The following is a 23864-nucleotide window of genomic DNA, read 5'->3' as shown; positions in this document are numbered from 1 at the left end:
CCCTAGGGTTCTGCAGAGTTGGGTGCGCACGACCTCCAGGAGATGCGAAGGGGGCGGGGTCAGCCGTCGGCGCGGGCGTCGAGGACGGCGATGACCCGGCGGCCCCCTTCGTCGGCTATGCCGTTGCTCCAGAGCACGAGCTAGAACTCTGCAAGACCCTAGGGTTTTGCGGAGTTGGGTGCGCACGACCTCCAGGAGATGCGAAGGGGGCGGGGTCAGGCGTCGGAGCGGGCGTCGAGGACGGCGACGACCCGGCGGCCCCAGCGCAGGTTCTCCTCCTCGAAGCTGATCCCCCGCAGCAACGTGAGGTACTGGCCCACCGGCTCGCCCGAGGCGAGGAAGTCCTCCTCGCTGCGGCCGGCGAGGGTGCGCTCCTGGACGAGGCGGTAGGTCGCGAGCTTCGCCTCGAAGGTCTCCATCCGCTCGACGACGTGCTCACGGATCGCCTCGGGATCACCGGACTCGAGTGCGGCGACCTGGACGAGCATCTCGTCGCGCACCGCGAGCGGCTTGGGCGAGCGCAGGGTGTGCGCCCGCAGCGCCTTGCGGCCGGCGGCGGTGAGTCGGAAGACCCGCTTGTCGGGACGCTTGGACTGGGCGACGTGGCGGGCGGCGACGAGGCCGGCCTCCTCCATCTTGTCCAGCTCGCGATAGAGCTGCTGCGGGCTCGCGGTCCAGTAGTTGGCGACCGACACGTCGAAGGCCTTGGCCAGGTCATAGCCCGACGACTCGTCGTGGGCGAGAGCGGTGAGGATCGCGTCCTGGAGGGCCATGGGGCGATCGTAGGCGTCCCTTCGAGACGGTCGGCCGCGGGCGGCCTCCCTCCTCAGGGACAGAGGGGTTCCTCTTATTCACTTTGTTGAGTAGGTTGGCGTCATGTTCCGAGACGCAGTGGAAGCCAAGGACCTCGACGCGGTCGACGCTCTGCTCGCGGAGGACGTCGTCTTCCGCAGCCCGGTCGCCCACACCCCCTACCCCGGCAAGGCGATCACGAGCGCGATCCTGCGCGAGGTCGTGGAGGTCTTCGAGGACTTCCGCTACGTGCGCCAGCTGCGTGACGGGTCGGAGGAGGCCTACGTCTTCGAGGCGAAGGTCGATGGGCTCGACATCACCGGATGCGACTTCCTCACGCTCGACGACGAGGGCAAGGTCATCGAGTTCATGGTGATGACCCGCCCGCTCAAGGCATCGCAGGCGCTCGCCGCCCGGATGGCCGAGCGCTTCGAGGCGATCAAGCAGGCGGCCGCCAGCCGGTGAGGTCCGGCCGCTTGGCCACGACCCCGTCACCCGACGAGCGTCCGGTGAGCCGCCGCCCGACCCACGGGCCGACGTGCTCGCGCACCCAGACCGCCTCCGTGCGCACCGACCGACGCGGCGGATCCCCCTGCGGCACAGCCGCCCACGCGCCGACGTCCGGCACCCCGAGAGCGTCCGCCGCGGCCATCGCCAGACGCTCGTGCCCGAGCGGCGACAGGTGCAGCCGGTCGTCGGCCCAGGCCCGCCGGTCCTCGAAGACCGTCCCGGTCGTCACCGCCGGCGGCTCCATGCCGTGCTCGGTCGACAGCCACGCATAGATCTCGTTGAGCACCACCCGCCGCCGCGCGAGCAGCCGCCCGGCCGGCGAGACCGACCGGATGTCGGGGATCGGCACGACGACGAGACGCGCCCCCTTCGCCGTGAAGGGGGCGACGATCTCGGCGAGCGTCGCCCGCAGCGTGGCGGCGTCGAAGCGCGGACGCAGCAGGTCGTTCATGCCCGCGGTGAGCGTCACGACGTCCGGCTCCATCGCCAGCGCCGGCCCAACCTGCGTAGCGAGCACCTCGTGGGCACGCAGGCCACGCACCGCGAGGTTGGCGTAGTCGACCTCCCCGTGGTGCGCGGCGAGCAGCGCCGCGAGCCGGTCGGTCCAGCCCCGCGGCGTGCCGTCGGGCCACAGCTCGTCGCCGATGCCCTCCGAGAGGCTGTCGCCGATGGCGACGTAGCGCAGCGGCTGTCCCGTCATGCGATCAGACCGCAGCGGCGACGCGGGTGCCCTGGTCGATCGCTCGCTTGGCGTCGAGCTCGGCGGCGACGTCGGCACCACCGATGAGGTGCACGGTGACCCCCTTCGCCTGGAGCTCGTCGTGGAGGGTGCGGTTGGGCTCCTGCCCGGTGCACAGGACGATCGTGTCGACGTCGAGGACCTGCGGTGCCCCGTCCACGGTCACGTGCAGACCGTCGTCGTCGATCCGCTCGTAGGTGACGCCCGGGACCATGGTCACCCCACGGGCCTTGAGCTCGGTGCGGTGGATCCAGCCCGTCGTCATGCCCAGGCCGGCACCGACCTTGGAGGTCTTGCGCTGCAGGAGGGTCACCTCGCGTGCTGCCGACCGGTGCGAAGGGGAGGTCAGCCCACCCGGCGTGGTCTCGGCCTCGTCGATGCCCCAGGTCTGCTGGAAGGCCGCGATGTCGAGGCTCGCGTCGTCGCCGGGGTCGGTGACGAAGGCGGCGACGTCGAAGCCGATGCCGCCCGCGCCGAGGATCGCGACGCGCTCCCCCACCGGGGCGCCGCCGCGCAGCACGTCGAGGTAGCCCACGACCTTGTCGTGGTCGACTCCCGGCAGCTCGGGCACACGCGGGGTGACGCCGGTGGCGATCGCCACCTCGTCGTAGCCCTCGAGGTCGTCGGCCTCGACACGGGCGCCGAGCTTGACGTCGACCCCGGTGTCGGCGAGCTTGTGCCGGAAGTAGCGCAGGGTCTCGTCGAACTCCTCCTTGCCCGGGACGCGCCGCGCGACGTCGAGCTGGCCGCCGATATCGTCGGCCGCGTCGAAGAGCGTGACGTGATGGCCGCGCTCGGCGGCGGTCGTCGCGAAGGCCAGGCCGGCCGGCCCAGCACCGACGACGGCAATCCGCTTCGCCAGCCGGGTCGGGCCGATGACCAGCTCGGTCTCGTGGCAGGCGCGGGGGTTGACGAGGCAGGAGGTGATCTTGCCGGCGAAGGTGTGGTCGAGGCAGGCCTGGTTGCAGCCGATGCAGGTGTTGATCGTCTCGGGGGCACCGGCGGCGGCCTTGTTGACCAGCTCGGGGTCGGCGAGGAAGGGCCGGGCCATCGAGATCATGTCGGCGAAGCCGTCGGCGAGGAGCTGCTCGGCGACCTCGGGGGTGTTGATCCGGTTGGTCGCGACGAGCGGGATGGTGACGGCGCCCATGAGGCGCTTCGTCACGCCGGCCCACGCGGCACGCGGAACCTGGGTGGCGATCGTGGGAACGCGGGCCTCGTGCCACCCGATGCCGGTGTTGATGATGTCGGCGCCGGCGGCCTCGACCTCTCGGGCCAGCTCGACGACCTCGTCGTGGGTCGAGCCGTCGGGCACGAGGTCGAGCATCGACAGGCGGTAGACGAGGACGAAGTCGCCGCCGACGGCGGCGCGCACGCGGCGGATGATCTCGAGCGGGAAGCGCATGCGGTTGGCGTAGGAGCCGCCCCAGCCATCGGTGCGCTGGTTGGTCCGCGTGACGATGAACTGGTTGATGAGGTAGCCCTCGGAGCCCATGATCTCGACGCCGTCGTAGCCGGCCTGCTGGGCCAGGCGAGCGCAACGTGCGTAGTCCTCGATCGTGCGCTGGATGTCGGCCTCGGTCATCTCCCGCGGGACGAAGCGGCTGATCGGCGCCTGGATCGGCGACGGCGCGACCATCTGCGGGTGGTAGGCGTAGCGGCCGGTGTGCAGGATCTGCATCGCGATCTTGCCGCCCTCGGCGTGGACCGCGTCGGTGATGAGGCGGTGGTCGGCGACGTCGTCCACGCTCGTCAGCGTCTTGCCTCCGGGCAGTGGGGCGCCCTCGTCGTTGGGCGCGATGCCGCCGGTGACGATGAGGCCGGCTCCCCCCTTCGCCCGCTCGGCGTAGAAGGCGGCCATCCGTTCGAAGCCGTCGGGCTGCTCCTCGAGGCCGACGTGCATCGAGCCCATGAGGACGCGGTTGCGCAGGGTGGTCCGCCCGACGGTGATCGGCTCGAGCAGGTGGGGGTACGAGTGAGGCATGGTCGACGACTCCAATGGTCAATTTGTTGTCTAGGTGGAGTCTGCCACGTCGACCGGTGGTCGCGGAAGGTGTCGCGGCTCAGCCGACGCCCTGGTCGACGAGGCGCCACCGCTCGTCGTCGCCGTTGCGCGCGAAGACGTAGCCCCAGGTCGTGCGACTCGTCGGGGAGAAGGACCCGTCGGACTGGAGCACCCGAAACTGCACCGGAACGTACTGGACCTGCTGCCAGCCGTTCAGCCTCGTGCCGGCCAGCCAGTAGTCCCGCGCCCTGCCGATGCTGTCGTCGGTGACGACGAGGTCCTGCTGGGTCAGCAGGTCGACGTAGGACGGCACGAAGTGATCGGCCCGGTCCTCAGAGGCGATCGCCCGCATCGTGCCCAGGTCGCGGGCGTTGGCGGCGTCGATCCACGCGCGAGCCACCTCCTCGGGCGTCGCCTGCGCCGTCGGCACCGGCACCTGCTCCCGCGGCCCGACGAGCACATACGCCCCTGCCCCCACCAGCACGACGGACATGACCACGGCCACCACGGCCCACTGCCAACGCGACATCGCGTCCCCCTTCGATCCCCTGGGGGCACAGTACTCCGGCGGGCCCGCGATGATTGGGACCTAACGGCCCGCCACGTCCACCTAACATAGGTGAAGAACACTTACCCTATGTAAAATCGTCCCATGGCTCGTGCAGGTGACACCTCGATCACCTGGGAGACCCTGCCGTGGGATCGCGACCCTCGGCAGGTCCTCTCCCGCAGCCAGCGCGCCCGGATCACGTCGAGGTACGAGGCCGCCATCCCCCGACGCATCGCGACGCTCGCTCCCACGATCACGGCAGACGCCGCTGCAGCTGCCGACGACGCGCGGGCCGAGATCTCACGCTTCGACGCCGAGCTGTCGACCCTGCTGCCGGGCGCCGAGCTGGCCCCGCTCGCCTCGGTCCTGCTGCGCACCGAGTCGGCCTCCTCCTCCCAGATCGAGGACGTCACTGCCGGGGCGCGGGCGCTCGCCATGGCGGAGCTCGACCTGGCCCGCCCCGGCAGCAATGCCCAGCTGGTCGCCGCCAACGTCGAGGCGATGCGGCGCGCCGTCGAGCTCGCCGAGGAGATCTCGCCCGCCTCGATCCTCGCCGTGCACGCGGCCCTCATGCACGGCACGCCGACTGCGGACCCGGGCGCCTTCCGCGACCAGCAGGTCTGGGTCGGCGGCTCGTCGGTCTCACCGCACGGGGCGAGCTTCGTCGCCCCGCACCACGACTGGGTCCCCGCGGCCATCGACGACCTGTGCGCCTTCATCGGGCGCACCGACGTGCCCCTCGTCGTGCAGTGCGCGATCGCGCACGCGCAGTTCGAGACGATCCATCCCTTCGTCGACGGCAACGGACGCGTGGGGCGAGCCCTCGTGCACGCCATGCTCCAGCACTCCGGCGCGACGACCCGCGCCACCGTCCCCGTCTCCGCCGGTCTCCTCGGCGACACCCGCAGCTACGTCGACGCCCTCACGGCCTATCGCGAGGGTGACGCATCCCCGATCGTCACCCGGTTCGCCGACGCCGCCTTCGCCGCGATCGGCAATGGCCGGCAGCTCGCGCACGACCTCGTCGAGATCCACGAGACGTGGACGGCGAGGATCACCGCGCGGCGCACGGCCGCGATCTGGCGGGTGCTCACCCTGCTGCTGCGGCAGCCCGTCATCACCTCCGCGACGATCCAGACCGAGATCGGCCTCTCGCAGCCAGCAGCCGATGCCGTGATCGCCCGGCTGCGCGACCACGACATCGTCAGTCGCGCAAGCGGCAGGCAGCGCTACGTCGCGTGGGTCGCACCTGAGGTGACCAGCGCGCTGGACGCCTTCGGCGAGCGGGCTCGACGCGGCTGACGTCACCTGACGAAGGGGGCGACGCTGCGGTCATCCCCCCGAGGCCACCGCCAGCAGCGCCGAGGTCGCCGGGCTGAGCCGAGCGCCCTTGCGCCACACCGCCGTCAGCGGGCGCTCGAGGTCCAGGGTCGTCGGTACGACGACGAGCCCTCCGGCGTCCACCTCGGCGTCGACCGCCCGCTGCGAGACCACCGCCGGCCCGAGACCGGCGCGGACCGCGCCGAGCAGCGCAGCGGTCGAGCCTGCCTGCAGGGCCACGGTCGGCCGCTGCCCGAGCGCCCGCTCGAAGGTGCTGCGCGTCCCGCTACCCTCCTCGCGCAGCACCCACTCGGCAGCGCCGAGTGCTGGTGCGCTCAGCGGCGAACGGCGTCGCGCCCAGGGGTGGTCGGGTGGCACGACGACGACGAGTCGGTCGGCGCCGACGACGCGGTGCTCGAGGCCAGGGGTCGTCATCGTCGTCTCGACGAAGCCGATGTCCACGAGCCGGCTACGGACCATGTCGGCGACCCGGTCGCTGTTGACGACGTGCAGCTGGGGGTGGACCTCGAGGCGGTCGCCCAGCTCACCGAGCCAGCGCGGCAGGATGTGCTCGGCGATCGTCAGGCTGGCCGCGACGCTCACCTCGCCCCGCCGGGCTCCCCGCAGCGAGGCCAGGCCCGAGCGCATCGTGTCGGCCTCGCGCAGCACCTGCCGCGCCCAGGCAACGACGGCCTGCCCGTCGGTGGTCAGCCGCGAGCCCCGCGGGGTGCGGTCGAGCAGCGTCAGCTGCCATCGAGCCTCGAAGGCCCGCACCCGGGCGCTCGCCGAGGGCTGGCTGAGCCCTCGATCGCGTGCGGCCGCGCTCAGGCTCCCGGAGTCGTCGACGGCGACGACCAGCCGGAGGGTCTCGATATCGAGGTCGGGCAGCTCAGCCATAGTCCAAGACTATGACCCGTGCCGGGTTCGGGGTCTACCGAGGGGCTCGCGCCCACGGCACCGTGGTGGTCATGCAGACGATGACCGCGCGGCCCCCTTCGAGACGCTTGCTGCGCAAGCTCCTCAGGGAGCGAGGGTCGGCAGCGACCCTCGTCGCGCCACTGGCGGCCGCCGCCCTGGCGCTGGCCTTGGGCACGGTGGTCCCGCTGCTCGGCCCCCTGCTCATCGCCCTGGTCATCGGGGTGGTCGTGGTCAACAGCCGTCTGGGCAGCCACCCGGCCATCGCCGATCACGGCGGCACCACGAAGTTCCTCCTCCGGCTGGGCGTGGCCGCGCTCGGGCTGCGCCTCCCCTTCGCCGACATCGTCTCGATCGGGCCGAGCGGGCTCGTCGTCATCGCGGCCACGGTGCTCGCGACCTTCACGGGCACGCAGTACGTCGGTCGGCGGCTCGGCCTGGAGGACGGACTGGTCATACTCATCGGCACCGGCTTCTCCATCTGCGGCGCCGCGGCCATCGCCGCCGTCGAGGACACCGTCCGAGCCAGGCAGCAGCACGTCGCCCTGGCCGTCGCCATGGTGACGATCTATGGCTCGGCGATGATCGTCGCCGTGCCCTGGCTCGCCGGGGTCATCGGTCTGAGCGATGAGCAGGCGGCGATCTGGGCCGGCGCGAGCATCCACGAGGTCGCGCAGGTGGCCGCGGCGGGCTCGCTCATCGGCACCTCCGCCGTGGCGCTGGCCATGACGGTCAAGCTCGGCCGGGTCGCCCTGCTCGCACCGCTGTCGGTCGTGCTCGCCCGCACCACCCCCGGGGCGAAGGGAGCGACCGCTCCCCTCGTCCCGTGGTTCATCGTCGCCTTCGTCGGCGCCGTCGCGGTCCGCACGAGCGGCCTGCTGCCGCAGGGGGTCCTGTCGGTCACCGACGTGCTGACGACGCTGCTGCTCGCGGCCGGCATGTACGGCCTCGGCATGGGCATCCGCGCCCGTGACCTGTGGCCGCTGCCGGTGCAGGTGCTCACCCTCGCGACGATCTCGACGCTCATCGCCGCCGGGACCTCGCTCGCGCTCGTCCTGCTCGTGGGCTGGGGGGCGTGACGCTCAGGTCGACGTGCGGCCGTGGAACAACTCGGAGGTCAGGTCGTTGAGCACCATGTCGGGGCGCTCACCGTAGGTGAGGACAGAGTTGATCCGTGGCCTCGTACCCCTGATCGGGGTGGAGCGCCCTGGCGGACCGCGCGCGGTCCAGCTCACCGCTGCGGGAGAGCTCCTGCTGGGGCACGCGGGGGCGATCGTCGCCCGCTTGGACAGTGCCCGGGCCGACCTGCGGGCGTTGGCGGAAGGGGAGTCCGGCGCGCTGCGCGTCGGCTGCTACCAGAGCGTGGGCTCCCGGCTCCGGCCCCGCGTGGTCCGCGAGTTCCGCACGGCATGGCCTCAGGTGCGCATAGAGCTGACCGAGGCGGAAAACGACGAGCAGCTCCTGGACCTCGTCGAGAGTGGCGAGCTCGACCTCACCTTCGTCGTCCTGCCGATGATGAGCGGGCCCTTCGGCTATCAGGAGCTGCTGGAGGACCCCTACGTCGTCGTGGTCCGAGAGGACAGCCCCTCGTGGCGGACGGTGGGCCGATCCACCCTCGCGAGCTGACCGGCATGCCGCTGCTCACCTACGGGCACATGCGTGAGGTCCACGCCATCGAAAACCGCTTGGGGCGTCCGGAGCTCTTCGATCAGATCCTGCTGCGCTCCAACGACAACGGCACGATCCTGGGACTGGCCGCCGAAGGCGTGGGTGCCGCCGTGATCTCGTGGCTGTCCGTGGACTCGGCCCGCGAGGGACTGCGCACTCTCCCGCTCCAGCACGTCACACCGCGCACGGTCGCGATCGCCTGGCACCGCGATCGTCGCCGCAACCCCGCAGCAGACTCCTTCCTGCGCGTCGCCCGGCAGGAAGCTCATGCTGCCGCGCCCTGATGACTTCGGCGCGACGATGCGCGGCGAAGGGGAGCCGATGGGTCGAACAGGCCGCGGCGCAGCAGGTCACCGCGCGAGGCCCACCGGGACGGCGACCTCATCGAGATCCAGAGGGCTGGGTGTCGGCGATCTGGGCCCGCCGGACGGTGGCGATCTGGCGGGCGCTGCTCTCTCGGCAGCCATCGATCACATCGGCGATGGTTCAGCGCGAGATCGGTCTGTCACAGCCGACCGCAGACGCCGTCATCGCGCGCCGGCGTGACGCTGGCGTCGTCACCAAGGCGGCGGGCCTACAGCGTCGACGCCGGGTGGGCGGCTCCGCAGGTGACGTCGGCGCTCGACGTCTTCGCCGAACGGGCCCGGCGCGGCTGACCTCAGACCGCGAGATCGACCTGGTCACCGACGGGCGAGAGCACGATGACCTCGGGCTGAGCGAGCAGGTGCGGCGCGACGGTCTGGCTGAACTCGGCGAAGGCGTCCATCTCGCCGTGCCGCTTCAGCGCCTCCGTGGAGTCGTAGGCCTCGAGGAGGATGTACTCACCCTCGCTCTTGGCGACGCGCTGGAGGTCGTAGCGCAGACACCCCTCGTCGGCGAGGAATGTGCCCCGCGCCGCGGCGACGGCGGCCTCGATGGCGTCGGTGGACTCGGGCTTGGCGGAGATGCGGGCTACGACGTTGATCATGGGTCCACCATATGTGAATCATGGTTCAGATCAGGTGCAGCGCGTCGCCCTTCGACAGCCACGTCCTGCCCCCGCATCACCAGGGGCGCGGCTCACGCCGGGTCATCCGGCAATTGCATCGCCAGCAGGTCGACCGCTTCCGTCGCCACTCGCGCCGTGGTCTCGAGCAGCTCGTCGACGGAGGACGAGCGCAGCAGGGTCAGCTGGTCGAGGGCACCGACCGGTGCGATGCCGGCGAGTTGCCAGCTGCGGGTGACGGCATCGTCGGCGAGCTCGACGTCGGCGGGCCAGGTGTCGGAGCGGTGCTCGCTCATCACCGCGAGGGCGCGGCAGACCGTCGCCTCGGTCTCGGCGAGGATCTCGGCGTGCTCCCTGCTCCACCTGAGCTCGGGCAGAAGCCGCACCTCGGCGCGCGGGTAGGGGTCGTCGGGCAGCCAGCGGACGACCTCGAAGCGCTCCTGCCCCCGCGCCAGCAGCAGGACCCGCCCGTCAGGCGTCGGCCACGCCCGCTCGACCGCGGCGACGGTGCCGACGGAGAAGCGGTGGTCTCCACCGCCGACCTCGAAGCCGCGCTCGATGAGGACGACGCCGAACCTCCCTTCGCCCGCCGCGATGTCACGAAGCATCGCGAGGTAGCGCGGCTCGAAGATCTGGAGGGGCAGCGGTCGGCCGGGCAGCAGCGCCGCCCAAGGGGGAACATCGGCAGGACGTCCATCGCCCCAACCTCCCACACCCGCTGACCCACGGTCCCTGAGGAGCTTGCGCAGCAAGCGTCTCGAAGGGCCGGATCCCCACGTTCCCTGAGGAGGTCGCGAAGCGACCGTCTGGAAGGGGCGGGCGTTCCCGCCTGACGAACGGGCTGATCCCCTCTTTGCCTCGTCCCTACCTTTGGCGACGACGTCGAACAAAGGAGTTCACATGTCCCAGCACCCCGAGCACGGCCCTCATTGCCTGTGCGACCAGCTCCCCCACGAGCCTGTCCACTCGGAGCGCGAGGAGGCGATTGACGAGGCGCGTCGTGGCCTCGGGATCTCGCGCCGCTCGATCATGGCCGGCGTCGGCGCCGCCTCGGGTCTCGCGCTCGTCCCCGGGATGGCGGCGGCCTCCCCTTCGTCGAAGGGAGCGAAGGCTCGCCCGCCGCGTGGCAATGGCCTGGAGCTCGTCCTCCTCGGCACCCGCGCGGGCCCGCCGGTGGACCTGCACCAGGTGGGCGCGGCGAGCGCCCTCGTCGTCGACGGCCGCACCTATGTGGTCGACTGCGGTCGCGCGTCGGTGACCCAGTTTGCCGCAGCGGGGCTGCGCTTCGACTCGATCGCGGGGATCTTCCTCACCCACCTGCACGCGGACCACATCGCCGACTACTACAACTTCTTCATGCTCGGCGGGCACATCAAGAACCAGGCCGGTGACCACATCGAGCGGCAGGTCCCGGTCTTCGGGCCCGGTGCCGCCGGTGGTCTGCAGCCGAAGTTCGGCGGCGGCGAGGCGCCGACGGTCAACCCCGCGAACCCGACGCCCGGCACCGTCGAGATGACGCAGTCGCTGCACGCGGCCTACGCGTACAGCATGAACGTCTTCCTGCGGGACATGAACGTCGTCGACATCCGCACGCTCATGGACGTGCGCGACATCGCCCTGCCGGCCGGCGTGCACGCGACCTACCTCGACACGGCTCCGCGGATGCGGCCCTTCACGATCTTCGCCGACGACAAGGTGACGGTAACCGCGACGCTCGTGCCGCACGGGCCGGTCTTCCCCGCCTACGCCTTCCGCTTCGACACCGAGTACGGGTCGGTGACCTTCAGCGGAGACACGCGCCACTCCGACAACCTCATCGAGATGGCCGAGCGCACCGACCTGCTCGTGCACGAGGCGATCGGCGTGAAGGGAGCCGGGCTCGGCGAGGCCTCGCTCGACCACATGCTCCAGTCGCACGTCGAGAGCGACAAGGTGGGTCTCGTCGCCGAGGCGGCCCACGCCAAGCACCTCGTCGTCTCGCACTACGCCGACCTGGGCGCGGCCAAGGTCGACAAGAACCAGTGGCGACGCGATGCGCAGAAGGGGTACCGCGACAAGGTGACGATCGGGCAGGACCTCGACCGCTTCACCCTGCCGCTGCGCAATAAGGGACGAGGTCGCGGCTGACGTCCTAGAGCAGCTCGTCGAGGCACCACTCGGGGGCGCGGGACCCAGTCCAGCCGGTCACCGCATCGTCGGGCACGATCTCCGGCCCCGGCCACCCGGGGCCGGAGCCGGAGCGCAGGGACTCCATGCGGGCGCGCTCGGCCGTCGCCTCACGCCACTGGTCGGCCATCTCCCGATCCCTGGGGTGCTCGACGTCGACCCAGTCGCCACAGCAGTCGCAGACCTCCATCTGCTCGGCCCGAGTGGCTGACCCGCGACGCCACTCGTCCAGAACCCGCTGCGCCAGCGCGGCCAGCTCGCCCGTGCCCAGACCGCTCCGCAGGCCGTCCGTCATCCCACCCAAGGTCACTCCCCCTTCGTCCTCCGCCGACGAGGCCAACACTAGGTGCGGGCACCGACAACGCTCGGGCGTCGGACTGCTGCGAGGCTCCTCCGTCGCACCTCAGCCAACATGCGGGGAGCGCTCCCCCTGTCCGCGGGTCGCCGGGGCCGAAAGTATGTCGCCCATGACGACCTTCCCGCTCCCACTCCCTTCGACCCAGCCCGAGCCGCAGCCTGCCGTCGACCTCGGTGGTGGCACCGTGGCGACGCTGCGCTGCGCGACCGAGGTGGCTCCCTTCGCCCGGCCGGTCGTCGACCGCTACCGCCGCCACCACGAGGCGGGCAACACGGAGGACGGGCTGCGGACGATCGTGGGCTTCGGCTTCTGGCAGCTGCGGCAGGACCGGGAGACGCAGTTCGCGATCACGGCGCCGGACTACGCGGCGGAAGACTTCGTCGACGCCACGACCGACGACCTGACGCTCGCGCTGTGGATCGAGGCCGCCCAGGCGGACACGCTCAGCCGCGCGGAAGTCGATGGCGCGCCGATCGACATGGCGATGGGCGTGACCTTCACCAAGGCGGCTCTGACGGTCGTCGAAAAGGGTCGGACCGACGAGCTCGTCCTCGTGCGGCGCCCGTCGACGTCGGAGGACGACTCCGGCTGGCTGGTGCGCACGGCCGAGAAGTCCTTCCTGCGCAACAAGGAGGTTGAGATCCTCGCCGGGCTGCTCGTGCAGTCGGCCGCCTACCTCGTGCCGTTGCTCGCGCTGCCGACGGGGACGGTGGCGCGGGTCGCCGACGGCCGGTTCCTCGGTGCCTGGGCCACGCGGGCCACAGACGGCACCGTCACCGCTGCGGACCGGCAGCTGCTCGACGACGGTCGCGGCGCGGGTGCTCCCATCGGCGAGCAGAGCCCGGCGGCACCCACCACCGAGACGATCGAAGAGGTCGTCGACGGCGTGACCCTGCGCGCGCGGACCCACCCGCAGCTCGCGCCGCTGGCCGGCAGCGTCCTCATGGCCTTCGCCGCCGGCGCGGCCGGTCCGCTGCAGCCGGGCGCCCGGCTGCAGATGTCGTATGCGCCGTACACGCTCGAGGCCACGGACGAAGGGGGCGTCCTCCTCGTCACGACCCCGGACTTCTCCTCTCCCGAGGCCTATCGGGAGCGGACGACCGACGACCTCACCGGCGCGCTGATCGGGCAGGTCGAGCAGTTGCAGAAGGCTCGCCAGGCAGGCGTGGACGCGGCACCGGTCAGGGCCACCGAGACCATCGCGATCCAGTCGGCTGCCCTCGACGCGATCGTCCTGGGGCAGCCCGCCGCGTTCGTCATGGAGCGCTTCGAGCTCGACCCCGGCGCGCAGGCCCTGACCGATGGCACCCGCCGGTCCGGCTGGTCGATCGTCTTGCCGTCGGCGCAGAGCGACGAGGAGCGCGCGCTGCGCAACATCGACGCGGGCGAGCTGCAAGCATGCGACCGCACCTTCGGCCCCTACCTCGGGCTGCCGGTCGGGTCGCTGCTGCAGTTCGCCGGTGGTGAGCTGCAGTCGGCGCACCTCGTCGACCAGGCGAAGCTCGCGGAGGTCTTCGAGCGGGGCGAGTACCGCACGATGGGTGAGGTGCTGGCCTCGGGCAAGGCGTCGAGGCCGCTCTTCGTCGAGGCGGACTGAGGGCGGGCGCGACTGCCGACGCCGCCCGGAGGCCGTCAGTCGGACTTGTCGGGTGACTGGAGCGGCAGCAGCTCGAGGGCTTCGCTCGTGAGGCGCGCGGTGGTGTGCAGGAGCTCGCTGACCGATGCTGACCGCAGGAGGGTCAACTGGTCGAGGGCGCCGAGCGGGGCGACCCACGCCAGCTGCCAGCTGCGCGTGACCGGGTCGTCGGCCAGCTCGATGTCGGCGGGCAGCGCCGGCGATCGGTACCCGCTCATCACCGTCAGGGCTCGCCGGACGGTCCGCTCGGTCTCGGCCAGACGCGGGGCGTCATCGTCGGCTCACGTCAGGTCCGGCAGGCGCCGCACCTCCGCTCGCGGGTAGGGATCGTCGGACAGCCAGTCGACGACCTCGATGCGCTCCTGTCCTCGCGCCAGCAGTCCCACGCGACCACCGGGCATCGGCCGGACCTGCTCGATGCTCGCCACGCACCCGATGGCGAACCGCTGGTCTCCCCCACCGACCTCGAAGCCCCGCTCGATGAGCACCACGCCGAAGCCCCCGGCGCCGGCCGCGACGTCGCGCAGCATCGTCAGGTAGCGCGGCTCGAAGACCTGCAGCGGCAGGGGCTGCCCGGGCAGCAGCACCGTTCCGAGGGGAAACATCGGCAGGACGTCCATTGCCCCAACCTCCCACACACCGATCCCCGGGGAGGCCCACCCCTTCGTCCCTGAGGAGGCGAGGAACGAGCCGTCTCGAAGGGGCCGTCTCGAAGGGCCCGCGACGGTCAGGACCGTCGCGTCGTCAGATCACCATTCGCCCCTGCACGTGCCGCGCTCTCAACCGGGACAATTGCTTGAGTTCCGCACGTATGAGCGCGGCCTCAACTCGCATGTGCTGACCCCGATGCTCTCGAACGGCTACCCACACCCCTCCCAGGCCCCCGAGGGTCAGTGCCAGCGGGAGCAACCGCCCGTCCCAGAGAAGCCACGCGGACACGATCCACCAGGCCAACATCAGGGCGGCGGTGGTCGCACTGAGGCACGTCAGGGAGCGCGCCGCCCATCCCGACGACCCCACCTGACCGGCGACATACGTCATGGCAGGGGCACAGACCATGAGCGTCGCGCCAAGCCCCAGCGACCACATGACGCCAGCTTGATCGGCTGTCGCCGCCGATACAACCAGACCTCCCAGGACCGCTGCCGCGCCAGGCAGCAGGCCGAGTCTCCACCACGACCGCCAAGACATCGGCGTGAGGTCGTGTCCTTGGCGCTGGGAGGCACGGACCTTCAAGACCTCGAGGCGCGCTCGGAGGAGCGCGATGTGAGAGTCGGTCCACCGCATGGCATCACGCGAAGACATCCGGGGCATGACCAGTTGCAGTGCAGCAAAGGCGGTCATCCACGCCATGAACAGCGCCAGAACGCTGACGTGCGGCAGCCACTGATCGTCCGGGGGGACGGCCACCCAGAGGGACGAGAATGACCCAAAGAGGAGAGCACAGATGAGCATTCCGAGGCGGTTCTCCGCATCGCCACGCGTCTCCACTGTGTGTACGCCCTGAAAGTGCGTCAGGTCCTCGCCGGCCGGAAACGGCTTGAGCACGGCAAACGTCGGAGCCCCGAAGAAGGCGAGCAGCAATAGCTCGTCACCGACGGCGATCCCGCGTGAGGCCCTGAGCAGCTCCCACCCCTTCTCCATAGGTTCGGGGCGGACTGACTCGCCACCTCCCCTATCCAGGACTGCAGCTCCGAGTCCTATCACCAGAACCACGAGGCCCGAGACCAAGACGAGCAGCACCGGCACAACGGCGCGAACAAGCCACTTCCGCCCGGCGATCCGACGCCGACGCTCCCGTTGCTGTCGGAGCTCACTGTCGCGCCAACCTTCAGCCCCTCGGAACCGCACTTGGGCGCGACCGAGAGCGCCGTCACGGTTGGTGTCGTCACGTGCCGAATGCTGCATCGCCATCGCCCCTCTGGAGTCACTGCTGCTTAAGCCGTAGGCATATCAACCAGGTGTGACAACCAACTTCGACCCACCCCGCTGGGACTGCCACGACCGGCCCTGTCACCGGCTCCCAGTACCTTCGCTCGAAGAGACGCGCGGGACTGAAGACGGCTATTCGACTGGACGGCGGAGGGCGCATGGACAGCACGACGATCGGGACACTCATGGTGATCGCCGGAGGCGCTCACCAGATGTCGACCGCGCTCACACCTCTCAACGCGCTGCGCCAGGTGCTCGAGAGCGACGAAGGCTGGTCCGACCTGGCGAAGGACCCCACGTACCAGTTCCTTGCTCTGGTGTTCACCCTCATCGCCTTGGCCTTCGCGCCCCAGTCTCCGGCAGTCGTCATCCTGTTTCTCGGAGGGACTGCCATCTCGGCCCTCTTGGCCCTACGCCTCCTGATCCTCACCGCCGCCTTCCCCCAACGCATCTTCCCCATTCGCATCGACGAGACCCTGTCCGCCGACGACCAGGACCTGTTGTCGAAGGGTCCGCCTTCATTCATCGGATGGATGCTCGTCGTCATGGGTTCGAGCGTCTTGCTGTGGAATTCGATGGGCGCCGCGATCTCCGCCATCGCCGTAGGCTTCGTGTCCGGCCTCCTCGCGAACAAGCAGCGCCAGGAAGTCTTGGCCACTCGATTTCGCTCTCGCTACATCGGGGGTCGTGGCACACGTCGTAGCTAGCCGATGCAAGCTTCAGTTCTTGTTGTATCCAAGCGGGGTCCTACTCATCAGCGCGGCCTTGAAGTACGACTCCCCCTCGTTTACGACCTTCAGCGGGACCGACGGGTCGTAGACACGCAGCACGCTGAAGACGAAGTTGTGCCGGTGGTCGGGCGCCGAGTCCGAGACCTCCTTCAGGGCAACGTTGCCGCCATGCCCGTCGGCCGCGTATTGCCGCCAGCGCCCCAGGATGCGCTCACGCCCGTCCGCCTTCCCCACGTAGAGCTTGCCGTTGGTGGTGTCGGCGATGACGTAGATGCCTTGCACGGATCCGAGGGCTGATCGCCAGTTGGCGTAGCGCGACTCAGTCATCACCTCGACGAGCTTCCAGTACGGCAAGCTCAGGCGCTCGAAGCCCGGAAACACCTCCTCTTGCCGGTCAGCGATCTCCACGACCGGGAAGGAACTCGCCAACGAGCCCTTCTTGGACCAGTTCACCGCATCGAGAGACCACTGGATGACCAAGCGGCCCCGAAGGGACGACAACACGTCCGTGGCCTCCAGGTCGAAGTACTTGAGCTCGCTAGTCCGGTGCTCGGCGACCTCACCGCGGTTGGTGAAGGCTCCGTAGTACCGCGACCTCCGCTGGCCGTCGGCAAAGAAGCACAACCATGTCTTGGCCGACGCCCCAACGCTCCACGAGACACTCTGTCGCTGCGTGTATCGCAGCACGACCTCGGGCGGGGTCTGCCCCTCGACCAGTCCACCTGCGTTGTAGGTGTGCCGGATGACGACGACGTCCTCCGCGGCGAGGCCAGCGGCGTCCATGACATGGCCGAGCGTCAGGTCTCCGGCAGGGCTCAACTGACTCATGCAGCCACTGTGCCGCATCTTCCGCGACATAAGCCCGCGCCCTACCGCACCCGCGGTTCGTCGTGGCCATAGGCTCACCCCAACCACACCAACGAAGGGAAGAGATGGCGCCAGTTGGCTTCGCGGACAAGGTCGCGTTCGTGTGGAAGGTCGCCGACAGGTTGCGCGGCACCTTCAAGCAGCACGAGTACGGGTCGGTCATGCTCCCCCTGCTCGTCCTCCGGCGCATGGACGCGGTTCTCGCTCCCACCGCGGACGCAGTCCTGGACGAGGCCGTCAAGCTCGGAGCGCTCAAGGCCGACCGCAAGACGATCGGCAAGCCTGCCGACGGGGCCATCGACGAGTTGCTCAAGCGAGCGGCGGGGCACCGCTTCTACAACCTCTCCCCACTCACGTTCCCGAGCCTCCTGCACAACGACACGCAGCTTGGATCAAGGAGCTCATGCTGGACCGACACGACAAGAACGGGACACTCTTCTCCCAGTTCTTCGCGAACCCGGACTTCCAAAAAACCCTCTTAACATACCTTGGCGGCACATACTAAGCCCTGAGGACAGCCAATTGAGAAATATCCGTCGCTCGCGACAGGCAGGTAGTCGATGCAACCTATGCCCACCTCCCTAATTTCGCGCTTGAAGCTCCACCAGGCTGCGCTTGAAAAGGACACACTAGGACGAAGCCTCCTGCCCGAAGAGCCCAACTGGCGAGTCAAAGGGCACGCCCACATTGTCTCCCAATCAATTCAGGCACAATTGTCACAAGGCATGCCCATTCATGCCCCTGCGCAAATTTCCGCACGCAAGTCCCGGCACGGCCTAAGACCCATCCCAGTCTTGGGTGTCCATGAGCGCATAATCTATGCCGCGCTGGTCGACGCAGCGACCGCAGGTTCCTCCACCCCGAACTCAGGGCCCAGCGACTGGCTCAAATTCGTACGGGAGCCGATCTTGGCCGCCGAGGCTGAAATGCAACCGAATGTGCCGAAATTCTTTCTTCCATTTAGCACAAAGTTCAAGTATGTCGTCAAATCCGACGTCGTTGCCTTCTATAGGCACGTGGACCACGAACTCCTCAGGGATCAGTTGACGCTGATCGGAGGCGACTATGAAGCAATTACATACCTAATGCAATTTCTGGGTGAACTACAAGGGCGCTCGACGGGTCTCCCCCAAGCCTCCACTCCATCAGATATCCTGGCAGAGGTTTATATCAGCGCAGTAGAGCGCTCCATGATTCGACGCGGTCACCACGTTTGGAGATTCAGTGACGACTTTCGAATCGCATGCACCAGTTACACGCATACGATGGATGCCATCGACGATCTAGACCAAGCCCTTCGATCAATGGGGCTAACACTTAACGAGTTCAAGACAACAACACCTTCGTATGCCAACTATTACCTCGATTCCATGGACCTCGAAGAGAGTCCCGGTGGGCCAATACAAAAGGAAGACGCTGAGGACATCGTCGGCGACTACACTGACGATTTCGATCAAGATCCAGACAGCGCCGCCGAGTATCTCGAGAGATTTTCCCCCACACCGGACGGCGACGCCCAGCTCTCCCTGAGGGACGCGGGAGCCGCCGAAGTTAGGATGGCAAGAAGAGCCCTATCTTCTCTCGCTAAGAGCAAAGACCTTCGCGCACTCGACTCCGTGGCAGAAATTGTTCGGTTCATGGCTCCCGTCACGCCCAGCGCAATGCGATACCTCATTCAACTTGGTCAAGCCAAAAGGTCTCGCACCAGAATTGCGGCCGTCTTGGATGAGCTGGCCCATAAAGCGGCCCTGAACGACTGGCAAAAGACTTGGATTATCCATGCCTACGACGCGACCGGATGCCTGACCCTCAAGCGAAATCGAACCTCACGCATTGAATGGATCCGTCATGAGACGGAAAGTCGATCGAATGCAATTTTGAGCGCCCATGGGGTCTGGGTCCTCGCACGCCATCATGAGGTTGACGCTCCCCAAATCATGAACTTTAACAACTCAGCGCCGACCGCACTAAGTATCTTTTACGCCGCGGCCATGTCTCACGTAGACGATCCAACCAAAGGCGCAAAGGCCTTCGATGAACCACTCCTACGACGGATCGTCACGAACTCATGATCCAGCCGATCCTCGGAGCAACCGAAGAGACCCTGCTCCTACTGAGACACTCGGAGGGCGGCTGCGCGGAGACGTTGACCCGAAATGCGGCCGATTCACACACCCGCAACCTAGTATTAGCGGGTACCTGGACGAGTCTAGTCAGTTACGTCGAGTTCTATTCAGACAAAATTGTCGAGTTCCTCCTAGAGGCTGCGGAGACCACGGCCCAAGGCGTGGCGAAAGAGCTCGTTAAGAGGCATCGTAAAAACGCATACCAAAGCTGGGATTCACGAAGGGACACTCTGAATTGGGGACTGCACACGTCAATTCAGCAGTGGCCCGAGTGGCAACTGTTCGACTGCGCCGTCTGGGTCCGAAATGGGATTGCCCATGGCCGGGGCAGTCTCACTCGCAAGCAGAAGCCGAGCGAAGCGCTAAAGGGCGCGAGCCTTGGAGTAGTCGTGGTCGATGGCCGGTTATCACTTTCCGGTGACTCACTCAAGCAATGCCTCACAGCGTGCACGGATTTCGTCCTACGACTCGACTCTGAGGTGCGTCAATCAAGCCACGATATAGTCGATCTTTGAAATACCTGCACCCGCTCGTTATTGACGGTCCCTCAAACTCTTCACTTTATTGCGCGGACCGGGTCGGGGCCCTCCTCGAGGTCCTGCTGGTAACGATGAGTCCATCAAGCTTCCCTTCCCTAACCCAGACTCGAAGACGGCCCCCGGAGCCTGGTCCAGATCGTCGCCGGTCCTGGCCTTCGCCCGTTCAGTTGAGTCCCCGATAGTGGTGTAGCGCGGTGCCTGAGTTCGTCTCGGTCGTGGACGTAGGCGCGGCCACCGCGTGATCCTTCGAGTTCATCTCTCACAGCTCTCTCATTTTCCCGGCAGGTTCGCCTGCGACAGGTATGCCGCCGCTCGACGCAGGACCTCGTTCTCCTGCTCCAGCAAACGGATGCGTCTCTTCGCATCCCGATGGTCAGCGTTCTGCTCGCTCGTGATGGCTGTCGCGTTCCCGTCCTCGACGTCAGCGCGCTTGAACCAGTTCGTCAGGCACGACTCGCTGATCCCGAAGTCAGCAGCGATCTGCTTCAACTGCTAACCCGGCTGACGACTCCTGGCCACCCGGACCACGTCGTCACGGAACTCTTTGGGATAGGTCTTGGGCACGGTGTCCATCCTTCCAGCAGCGTCCCTCGACGCCACAGATCAGATGTCACCTATCCGTGCAGCAATCCCCCTCGATCGGCTCAACGGGCTGGCTTCAAGTTCCCGAACAGGGACACCGCTCGACCAGACACCGAGCCCGCGGGCGACCACTCAGCAGTACAGGGATCACCACGTGTCCCGGTCGGTTGTTCGGCCCGCCCGCGGACCCACTCAGAGGCTGAATGTCGGTGGTCACCGCTTGACTGTTCTCATGACCGACATGGTGATGAGGCCGGCGACGCAGCCGGTGGGGGTGGGGGCGGTTTCGAGGCTTCGGCCGCAGGCGGCCTCGCGCCTCAACCTGCGTGAGGCGCACATCGACATCGACGCGGAGATCTCCGCGCTCGAGGCACACCTCGCGGAGCTCCTCGCGGCCCGCGAAGCGCAGACCACCGAGGACACCACCCCGTGGGTCCTTGACCACAGCGACGACGAGTGGACGAGCTCCGGAGCGGTCGGCCAGTCCGCCTTCGGACGGCGCGCCCACCGCACTCCCCTGCTGACCGCGGAGCAGGAGGTCGTCCTCGCCCGCCGCATCGAGGCCGGCGCCTTCGCGCAGCAGCGCCTCGACTCCGGTGTCGAGCTGCGCCGCACCGAGCGTCGCGGCCTCGAGCACGTCGTGCGCACCGCCGACGAAGCCCGCGAGCGGATGATCCTCGCCAACGTCCGGCTCGTCACGAGCATCGCGCGCAAGGCGCTGCCGCGCGTGGGTCAAGGCATGCAGTTCGACGACGTCCAGCAGGCCGGCCTCATCGGCCTCATGCGCGCGGTCGACAAGTTCGACCACACGCTTGGGCACAAGTTCTCCACCTACGCCACGTGGTGGATCAAGCAGAGCATCAGCCGCGCCATCGATGACGAGGCCCGCGTGGTCCGCATCCCGGTCCATGCCCTCGAGTCCGCGCGTCGCATCGACACCCCAAGGCGAAGGGAGGGACTCACCTGGCAGGAGGCCCTCGCCGACCCCGGCCGGCTCGGTCTCGACGCGACGAGTGACGACATCGCGAAGGCCCAGACCCATCTGCGGCCGTGCCTGAGCCTCGACCAGGTCGGCGCAGAGCTCGACGTCGTCGACGACGACCCGGGCCTCGACCCGATCGAGCAGTGCATCGACCGGCTCGACGACGAGGCCGACGTCCACGACCTGCTCGAGAGCCTGGTCGAGCTGCCTGGCCTCGGCACTCGCGCGGTCACCGTGCTGCAGCTGCGGCACGGGCTCACCGGTCAGCCGCCGATGACCCTCGACGAGATCGGCAAGCGCTTCGGCGTCACCCGCGAGCGGATCCGCCAGATCGAGAAGAGGGCACTCGATGCCCTTCGCGAGCGCGTCGAGACACGTTAACCAACCAAATTGACCAACTTACCGTTGACGGTATGGAGGTCACGGTGCACGAGGCCAAGACCCACCTCTCCCGACTGCTGCGGAGGGTGGAGGCTGGCGAGACGATCGTCATCCGGCGGGGCGCCCACCGGGTCGCGATCTCAGCCCTGCGCCCTTGGTCACCGAGCAGCGCATGATCTGGGGCGACCTCGCCGGCTCCTTGCCCGACGACTTCGACGCGCCCGTGGCCGACTTCGCCGACTACTCATGACGCGATATCTGCTCGACACCAATGTCGTGGTCCGCCTGCTCCTCGGCGACCGCGACTCCATCTCGCCCGAGGCCACGGAACTCATCAGCGACCCAGGCAACGAACCACTGCTGAGCGCTGGCACCACCGCGACCCCTTCGACAGGCTCCTGGTCGCACAGGCCCTCTGCGAGGAAGCGATCGTGGTGACGAGCGACCCGCAGATCGACGCCTACGACGTCGCCACGCTCAGGGCCTGACCACGGCGCGAGCAACCCCCTTCGCCTCAGGAAGCGGAGGACCGCCGCTCCGCCAGCCTCTCCAGCAGCCGCTCCTCAGCATCCTGACCGGGCGCCACTCCCCCGGGCACCCGCACGAGGAAGACGACACCGAGCAGCCACCACAGGCCGAGGATCACGTAGGGCTGCACGTCGAGCATCGCGGGCATGCCGGGGACGTAGAGCGCGAGCAGGCAGGCGGTGGTGATGACGGCGGCGACGCCCACCGCGATGCCACCGGCCGCCGAGCGACCACCGACTCGCAGCGGGCGGTCCATCTCGGGCTCACGCCGACGCAGCACGATGAAGACGGCGGACACGAGCAGATAGGTGATGACGATCGACACCGAGCTCGAGTCGACGAGCCAGCCCATCATCACCTCGCCGAAGAAGGGCGCGACCGCGCAGATGGCGCCGATGAAGAGCAGGGCGTTGACCGGGGTCTTGTGCTGCGGGTGCAGCTTGGCAAACCACGCCGGCAGCATCCCCGAGTTGGCCATGGCCCACATGAGTCGGGAGGCGCCGATGAGGAAGGCGTTCCACGAGGTGAGCAGGCCGGCGAGCCCGCCAGCGACCACGAGGTTGCCCCAGAACTCACCGGACAGCGCCGCCATCGCCTCCGCGGTGACGAGGTCGAAGTCCTGCATCTCCGATGCCGGCAGCGCCAGACCGGTCGTGACGATGATGGCGACGTAGAAGGCCGTCGCCATGGCGACCGAGACGATGACGAGGCGGCCGACCTTGTGGGGCGGGACCTTGACCTCTTCGGCCGACTGCGGGATGACATCGAAGCCGACGAAGAAGAAGGGGACGACGACCAGGACCGCGAGCAGCCCGGCGCTGTCGGTGAAGAGCGGCTCGGCATTGCTCGTGTCGCCCTCGAAGAGCGAGAGGCCGACGAGGGCGAAGGCCATGACGACGAGGAAGACGATCACCGAGCTCTGCAGCAGGCTCGCCGCCTTGATGCCGCGGATGTTCAGCGCCGTCAGCACGATGCTCGTGATCGTCCCGATGAGCGCCCACACGAGGTAGACCTGCGAGCCGGCGACGCTCCACAGCGGGATCGAGTAGACGTCGGGGAAGATGTAGGCGACCGTCCGCGGGATCGCCACCGCCTCGAAGGCCGCGACGCTGATGTAGCCGCCGATGATGCCCCACGAACCGATGAAGGCCAGCCGCGGCCCGAAGCCGCGCATGAGGTAGTTGTGCTCGCCACCCGCGAGCGGCATCGCCGCGACGAGCTCGGCGTAGACCAGGCCGACGAGCCCCATGATCGCGCCACCGATGACGAAGGCGATCGCAGCACCGAGCATGCCGGCGTCGTTGAGCCACGTGCTCGTCGAGGTGATCCACCCGAAGCCGATCATCGCGCCGAAGCCGATGAAGAAGATCTCGATGCGCCCGAGCGAGCGCTTGAACCTCTCGCTGCCGTGCGGGCTGGTGTCGGTCCGGGTGCTCACGATCGCGCCTCCTGCGTCGTCGGAAGAGGTGGTCGGGTCAGCATGGCATCGTCGCGACGTCGAGGCGCGGTGGACCGAGACGCAGTCCACCGTCTGGGCAGGCAGCTGGTCGCA

The 23864-nt window shown here is 68.4% G+C and carries 24 protein-coding genes and 1 pseudogene; 11 read left to right on the top strand and 14 right to left on the bottom strand.

Annotation, left to right across the window (positions count from 1 at the left end; translation table 11 throughout):
- Positions 1 to 215: 215 nt before the first annotated feature.
- Positions 216 to 773, bottom strand: a complete 558-nt coding sequence (locus NMQ01_RS06305; RefSeq protein WP_255186012.1) for a PadR family transcriptional regulator — start codon at positions 771 to 773, stop codon at positions 216 to 218.
- Positions 774 to 876: 103 nt separating this feature from the next.
- On the opposite strand from NMQ01_RS06305, the gene NMQ01_RS06300 reads away from it, so the two are divergent.
- Complete coding sequence (locus NMQ01_RS06300; protein WP_255186011.1) at positions 877 to 1257, top strand: nuclear transport factor 2 family protein; 381 nt, start codon at positions 877 to 879, stop codon at positions 1255 to 1257.
- On the opposite strand, the gene NMQ01_RS06295 is transcribed toward NMQ01_RS06300, so the two are convergent.
- From NMQ01_RS06295 to NMQ01_RS06285, 3 genes are all read right to left on the bottom strand, one after another.
- Positions 1232 to 2002: an SGNH/GDSL hydrolase family protein gene (locus tag NMQ01_RS06295; RefSeq protein ID WP_255186010.1), complete on the bottom strand. Its 771-nt coding sequence runs from the start codon at positions 2000 to 2002 to the stop codon at positions 1232 to 1234. The genes NMQ01_RS06300 and NMQ01_RS06295 overlap by 26 nt on opposite strands.
- Positions 2003 to 2006: 4 nt before the next feature.
- Positions 2007 to 4025: an NADPH-dependent 2,4-dienoyl-CoA reductase gene (locus tag NMQ01_RS06290; RefSeq protein WP_255186009.1), complete on the bottom strand. Its 2019-nt coding sequence runs from the start codon at positions 4023 to 4025 to the stop codon at positions 2007 to 2009.
- Between the two features lie 79 nt (positions 4026 to 4104).
- The gene (locus NMQ01_RS06285) at positions 4105 to 4575 is read right to left on the bottom strand and encodes a hypothetical protein (protein ID WP_255186008.1); all 471 of its coding nucleotides are present in this window, start codon (positions 4573 to 4575) and stop codon (positions 4105 to 4107) included.
- Positions 4576 to 4698: 123 nt separating this feature from the next.
- Between NMQ01_RS06285 and NMQ01_RS06280 the strand changes: the two genes are divergently transcribed.
- Positions 4699 to 5898 carry a Fic family protein gene (locus NMQ01_RS06280; protein WP_255186007.1) on the top strand — a complete coding sequence of 400 codons (1200 nt, stop codon included), beginning with the start codon at positions 4699 to 4701 and terminating at the stop codon, positions 5896 to 5898.
- A 30-nt stretch (positions 5899 to 5928) separates the two neighbouring features.
- Here the strand turns inward: NMQ01_RS06280 and NMQ01_RS06275 are convergent, their stop codons facing one another.
- The gene (locus NMQ01_RS06275) at positions 5929 to 6813 is read right to left on the bottom strand and encodes a LysR family transcriptional regulator (protein WP_255186006.1); all 885 of its coding nucleotides are present in this window, start codon (positions 6811 to 6813) and stop codon (positions 5929 to 5931) included.
- A 71-nt stretch (positions 6814 to 6884) separates the two neighbouring features.
- Here NMQ01_RS06275 and NMQ01_RS06270 point away from each other — a divergent pair, with 71 nt between their 5' ends.
- Together NMQ01_RS06270 and NMQ01_RS15955 are read left to right on the top strand one after the other, a co-directional pair.
- Positions 6885 to 7910, top strand: a complete 1026-nt coding sequence (locus NMQ01_RS06270; protein ID WP_255186005.1) for a YeiH family protein — start codon at positions 6885 to 6887, stop codon at positions 7908 to 7910.
- 76 nt (positions 7911 to 7986) lie between these two features.
- Positions 7987 to 8783, top strand: a pseudogene (locus tag NMQ01_RS15955) (LysR substrate-binding domain-containing protein).
- A gap of 374 nt (positions 8784 to 9157) precedes the next feature.
- On the opposite strand, the gene NMQ01_RS06255 reads toward NMQ01_RS15955, so the two are convergent.
- On the bottom strand, positions 9158 to 9466 hold the full coding sequence (locus tag NMQ01_RS06255; protein ID WP_255186002.1) for a putative quinol monooxygenase: 309 nt from the start codon (positions 9464 to 9466) through the stop codon (positions 9158 to 9160).
- Between the two features lie 92 nt (positions 9467 to 9558).
- Positions 9559 to 10092 carry an LON peptidase substrate-binding domain-containing protein gene (locus NMQ01_RS06250; RefSeq protein WP_255186001.1) on the bottom strand — a complete coding sequence of 178 codons (534 nt, stop codon included), beginning with the start codon at positions 10090 to 10092 and terminating at the stop codon, positions 9559 to 9561.
- Between the two features lie 292 nt (positions 10093 to 10384).
- Here NMQ01_RS06250 and NMQ01_RS06245 point away from each other — a divergent pair, with 292 nt between their 5' ends.
- The gene (locus NMQ01_RS06245) at positions 10385 to 11611 is read left to right on the top strand and encodes an MBL fold metallo-hydrolase (RefSeq protein ID WP_255186000.1); all 1227 of its coding nucleotides are present in this window, start codon (positions 10385 to 10387) and stop codon (positions 11609 to 11611) included.
- A 4-nt stretch (positions 11612 to 11615) separates the two neighbouring features.
- On the opposite strand, the gene NMQ01_RS06240 is transcribed toward NMQ01_RS06245, so the two are convergent.
- The gene (locus NMQ01_RS06240; RefSeq protein ID WP_255185999.1) at positions 11616 to 11945 is read right to left on the bottom strand and encodes a hypothetical protein; all 330 of its coding nucleotides are present in this window, start codon (positions 11943 to 11945) and stop codon (positions 11616 to 11618) included.
- A 172-nt stretch (positions 11946 to 12117) separates the two neighbouring features.
- On the opposite strand from NMQ01_RS06240, the gene NMQ01_RS06235 reads away from it, so the two are divergent.
- Positions 12118 to 13605 carry a hypothetical protein gene (locus NMQ01_RS06235; protein ID WP_255185998.1) on the top strand — a complete coding sequence of 496 codons (1488 nt, stop codon included), beginning with the start codon at positions 12118 to 12120 and terminating at the stop codon, positions 13603 to 13605.
- A gap of 35 nt (positions 13606 to 13640) precedes the next feature.
- On the opposite strand, the gene NMQ01_RS06230 is transcribed toward NMQ01_RS06235, so the two are convergent.
- From NMQ01_RS06230 to NMQ01_RS06220, 3 genes are all read right to left on the bottom strand, one after another.
- The gene (locus NMQ01_RS06230; protein WP_255185997.1) at positions 13641 to 13862 is read right to left on the bottom strand and encodes a hypothetical protein; all 222 of its coding nucleotides are present in this window, start codon (positions 13860 to 13862) and stop codon (positions 13641 to 13643) included.
- A 63-nt stretch (positions 13863 to 13925) separates the two neighbouring features.
- Complete coding sequence (locus tag NMQ01_RS06225; protein ID WP_255185996.1) at positions 13926 to 14264, bottom strand: LON peptidase substrate-binding domain-containing protein; 339 nt, start codon at positions 14262 to 14264, stop codon at positions 13926 to 13928.
- A 124-nt stretch (positions 14265 to 14388) separates the two neighbouring features.
- Positions 14389 to 15387: a hypothetical protein gene (locus NMQ01_RS06220; RefSeq protein ID WP_255185995.1), complete on the bottom strand. Its 999-nt coding sequence runs from the start codon at positions 15385 to 15387 to the stop codon at positions 14389 to 14391.
- 347 nt (positions 15388 to 15734) lie between these two features.
- On the opposite strand from NMQ01_RS06220, the gene NMQ01_RS06215 reads away from it, so the two are divergent.
- Positions 15735 to 16283, top strand: a complete 549-nt coding sequence (locus tag NMQ01_RS06215; protein ID WP_255185994.1) for a hypothetical protein — start codon at positions 15735 to 15737, stop codon at positions 16281 to 16283.
- Positions 16284 to 16295: 12 nt separating this feature from the next.
- On the opposite strand, the gene NMQ01_RS06210 is transcribed toward NMQ01_RS06215, so the two are convergent.
- Positions 16296 to 17135, bottom strand: a complete 840-nt coding sequence (locus tag NMQ01_RS06210) for a GIY-YIG nuclease family protein (protein ID WP_255185993.1) — start codon at positions 17133 to 17135, stop codon at positions 16296 to 16298.
- Between the two features lie 140 nt (positions 17136 to 17275).
- Here NMQ01_RS06210 and NMQ01_RS06205 point away from each other — a divergent pair, with 140 nt between their 5' ends.
- Both NMQ01_RS06205 and NMQ01_RS06200 read left to right on the top strand, forming a co-directional pair.
- Positions 17276 to 17656 (top strand): type I restriction-modification system subunit M N-terminal domain-containing protein, encoded by a 381-nt coding sequence (locus tag NMQ01_RS06205; RefSeq protein ID WP_255185992.1) that lies wholly within the window; start codon positions 17276 to 17278, stop codon positions 17654 to 17656.
- 426 nt (positions 17657 to 18082) lie between these two features.
- The gene (locus NMQ01_RS06200) at positions 18083 to 19246 is read left to right on the top strand and encodes an RNA-directed DNA polymerase (RefSeq protein WP_255185991.1); all 1164 of its coding nucleotides are present in this window, start codon (positions 18083 to 18085) and stop codon (positions 19244 to 19246) included.
- A gap of 863 nt (positions 19247 to 20109) precedes the next feature.
- Here NMQ01_RS06200 and NMQ01_RS06195 read toward each other — a convergent pair.
- On the bottom strand, positions 20110 to 20328 hold the full coding sequence (locus tag NMQ01_RS06195; RefSeq protein WP_255185990.1) for a hypothetical protein: 219 nt from the start codon (positions 20326 to 20328) through the stop codon (positions 20110 to 20112).
- 325 nt (positions 20329 to 20653) lie between these two features.
- Here NMQ01_RS06195 and NMQ01_RS06190 point away from each other — a divergent pair, with 325 nt between their 5' ends.
- A complete protein-coding gene (locus NMQ01_RS06190; RefSeq protein ID WP_255185989.1) occupies positions 20654 to 21784 on the top strand; it encodes an RNA polymerase sigma factor RpoD/SigA in 1131 nt (376 codons plus the stop codon).
- Positions 21785 to 21938: 154 nt separating this feature from the next.
- Positions 21939 to 22034 (top strand): DUF2281 domain-containing protein, encoded by a 96-nt coding sequence (locus tag NMQ01_RS06185; protein ID WP_255185988.1) that lies wholly within the window; start codon positions 21939 to 21941, stop codon positions 22032 to 22034.
- Between the two features lie 264 nt (positions 22035 to 22298).
- Here NMQ01_RS06185 and NMQ01_RS06180 read toward each other — a convergent pair whose 3' ends face one another.
- Positions 22299 to 23750 (bottom strand): APC family permease, encoded by a 1452-nt coding sequence (locus tag NMQ01_RS06180; protein WP_255185987.1) that lies wholly within the window; start codon positions 23748 to 23750, stop codon positions 22299 to 22301.
- Positions 23751 to 23864 lie beyond the last annotated feature (114 nt).

This window comes from Janibacter sp. CX7 (assembly GCF_024362365.1).
GTDB lineage: Bacteria > Actinomycetota > Actinomycetes > Actinomycetales > Dermatophilaceae > Janibacter.
This window is presented reverse-complemented; position numbering and strand designations above follow the sequence as displayed.

Excerpts from the sequence above, each read along its gene's own strand:
- NMQ01_RS06305 (WP_255186012.1), bottom strand. The coding sequence starts at position 773 with ATGGCCCTCCAGGACGCGATCCTCACCGCTCTCGCCCACGACGAGTCG.
- NMQ01_RS06300 (WP_255186011.1), top strand. The coding sequence starts at position 877 with ATGTTCCGAGACGCAGTGGAAGCCAAGGACCTCGACGCGGTCGACGCT.
- NMQ01_RS06295 (WP_255186010.1), bottom strand. The coding sequence starts at position 2,002 with ATGACGGGACAGCCGCTGCGCTACGTCGCCATCGGCGACAGCCTCTCG.
- NMQ01_RS06290 (WP_255186009.1), bottom strand. The coding sequence starts at position 4,025 with ATGCCTCACTCGTACCCCCACCTGCTCGAGCCGATCACCGTCGGGCGG.
- NMQ01_RS06285 (WP_255186008.1), bottom strand. The coding sequence starts at position 4,575 with ATGTCGCGTTGGCAGTGGGCCGTGGTGGCCGTGGTCATGTCCGTCGTG.
- NMQ01_RS06280 (WP_255186007.1), top strand. The coding sequence starts at position 4,699 with ATGGCTCGTGCAGGTGACACCTCGATCACCTGGGAGACCCTGCCGTGG.
- NMQ01_RS06275 (WP_255186006.1), bottom strand. The coding sequence starts at position 6,813 with ATGGCTGAGCTGCCCGACCTCGATATCGAGACCCTCCGGCTGGTCGTC.
- NMQ01_RS06270 (WP_255186005.1), top strand. The coding sequence starts at position 6,885 with ATGCAGACGATGACCGCGCGGCCCCCTTCGAGACGCTTGCTGCGCAAG.
- NMQ01_RS06255 (WP_255186002.1), bottom strand. The coding sequence starts at position 9,466 with ATGATCAACGTCGTAGCCCGCATCTCCGCCAAGCCCGAGTCCACCGAC.
- NMQ01_RS06250 (WP_255186001.1), bottom strand. The coding sequence starts at position 10,092 with ATGCTTCGTGACATCGCGGCGGGCGAAGGGAGGTTCGGCGTCGTCCTC.
- NMQ01_RS06245 (WP_255186000.1), top strand. The coding sequence starts at position 10,385 with ATGTCCCAGCACCCCGAGCACGGCCCTCATTGCCTGTGCGACCAGCTC.
- NMQ01_RS06240 (WP_255185999.1), bottom strand. The coding sequence starts at position 11,945 with ATGACGGACGGCCTGCGGAGCGGTCTGGGCACGGGCGAGCTGGCCGCG.
- NMQ01_RS06235 (WP_255185998.1), top strand. The coding sequence starts at position 12,118 with ATGACGACCTTCCCGCTCCCACTCCCTTCGACCCAGCCCGAGCCGCAG.
- NMQ01_RS06230 (WP_255185997.1), bottom strand. The coding sequence starts at position 13,862 with ATGAGCGGGTACCGATCGCCGGCGCTGCCCGCCGACATCGAGCTGGCC.
- NMQ01_RS06225 (WP_255185996.1), bottom strand. The coding sequence starts at position 14,264 with ATGGACGTCCTGCCGATGTTTCCCCTCGGAACGGTGCTGCTGCCCGGG.
- NMQ01_RS06215 (WP_255185994.1), top strand. The coding sequence starts at position 15,735 with ATGGACAGCACGACGATCGGGACACTCATGGTGATCGCCGGAGGCGCT.
- NMQ01_RS06210 (WP_255185993.1), bottom strand. The coding sequence starts at position 17,135 with ATGAGTCAGTTGAGCCCTGCCGGAGACCTGACGCTCGGCCATGTCATG.
- NMQ01_RS06190 (WP_255185989.1), top strand. The coding sequence starts at position 20,654 with ATGACCGACATGGTGATGAGGCCGGCGACGCAGCCGGTGGGGGTGGGG.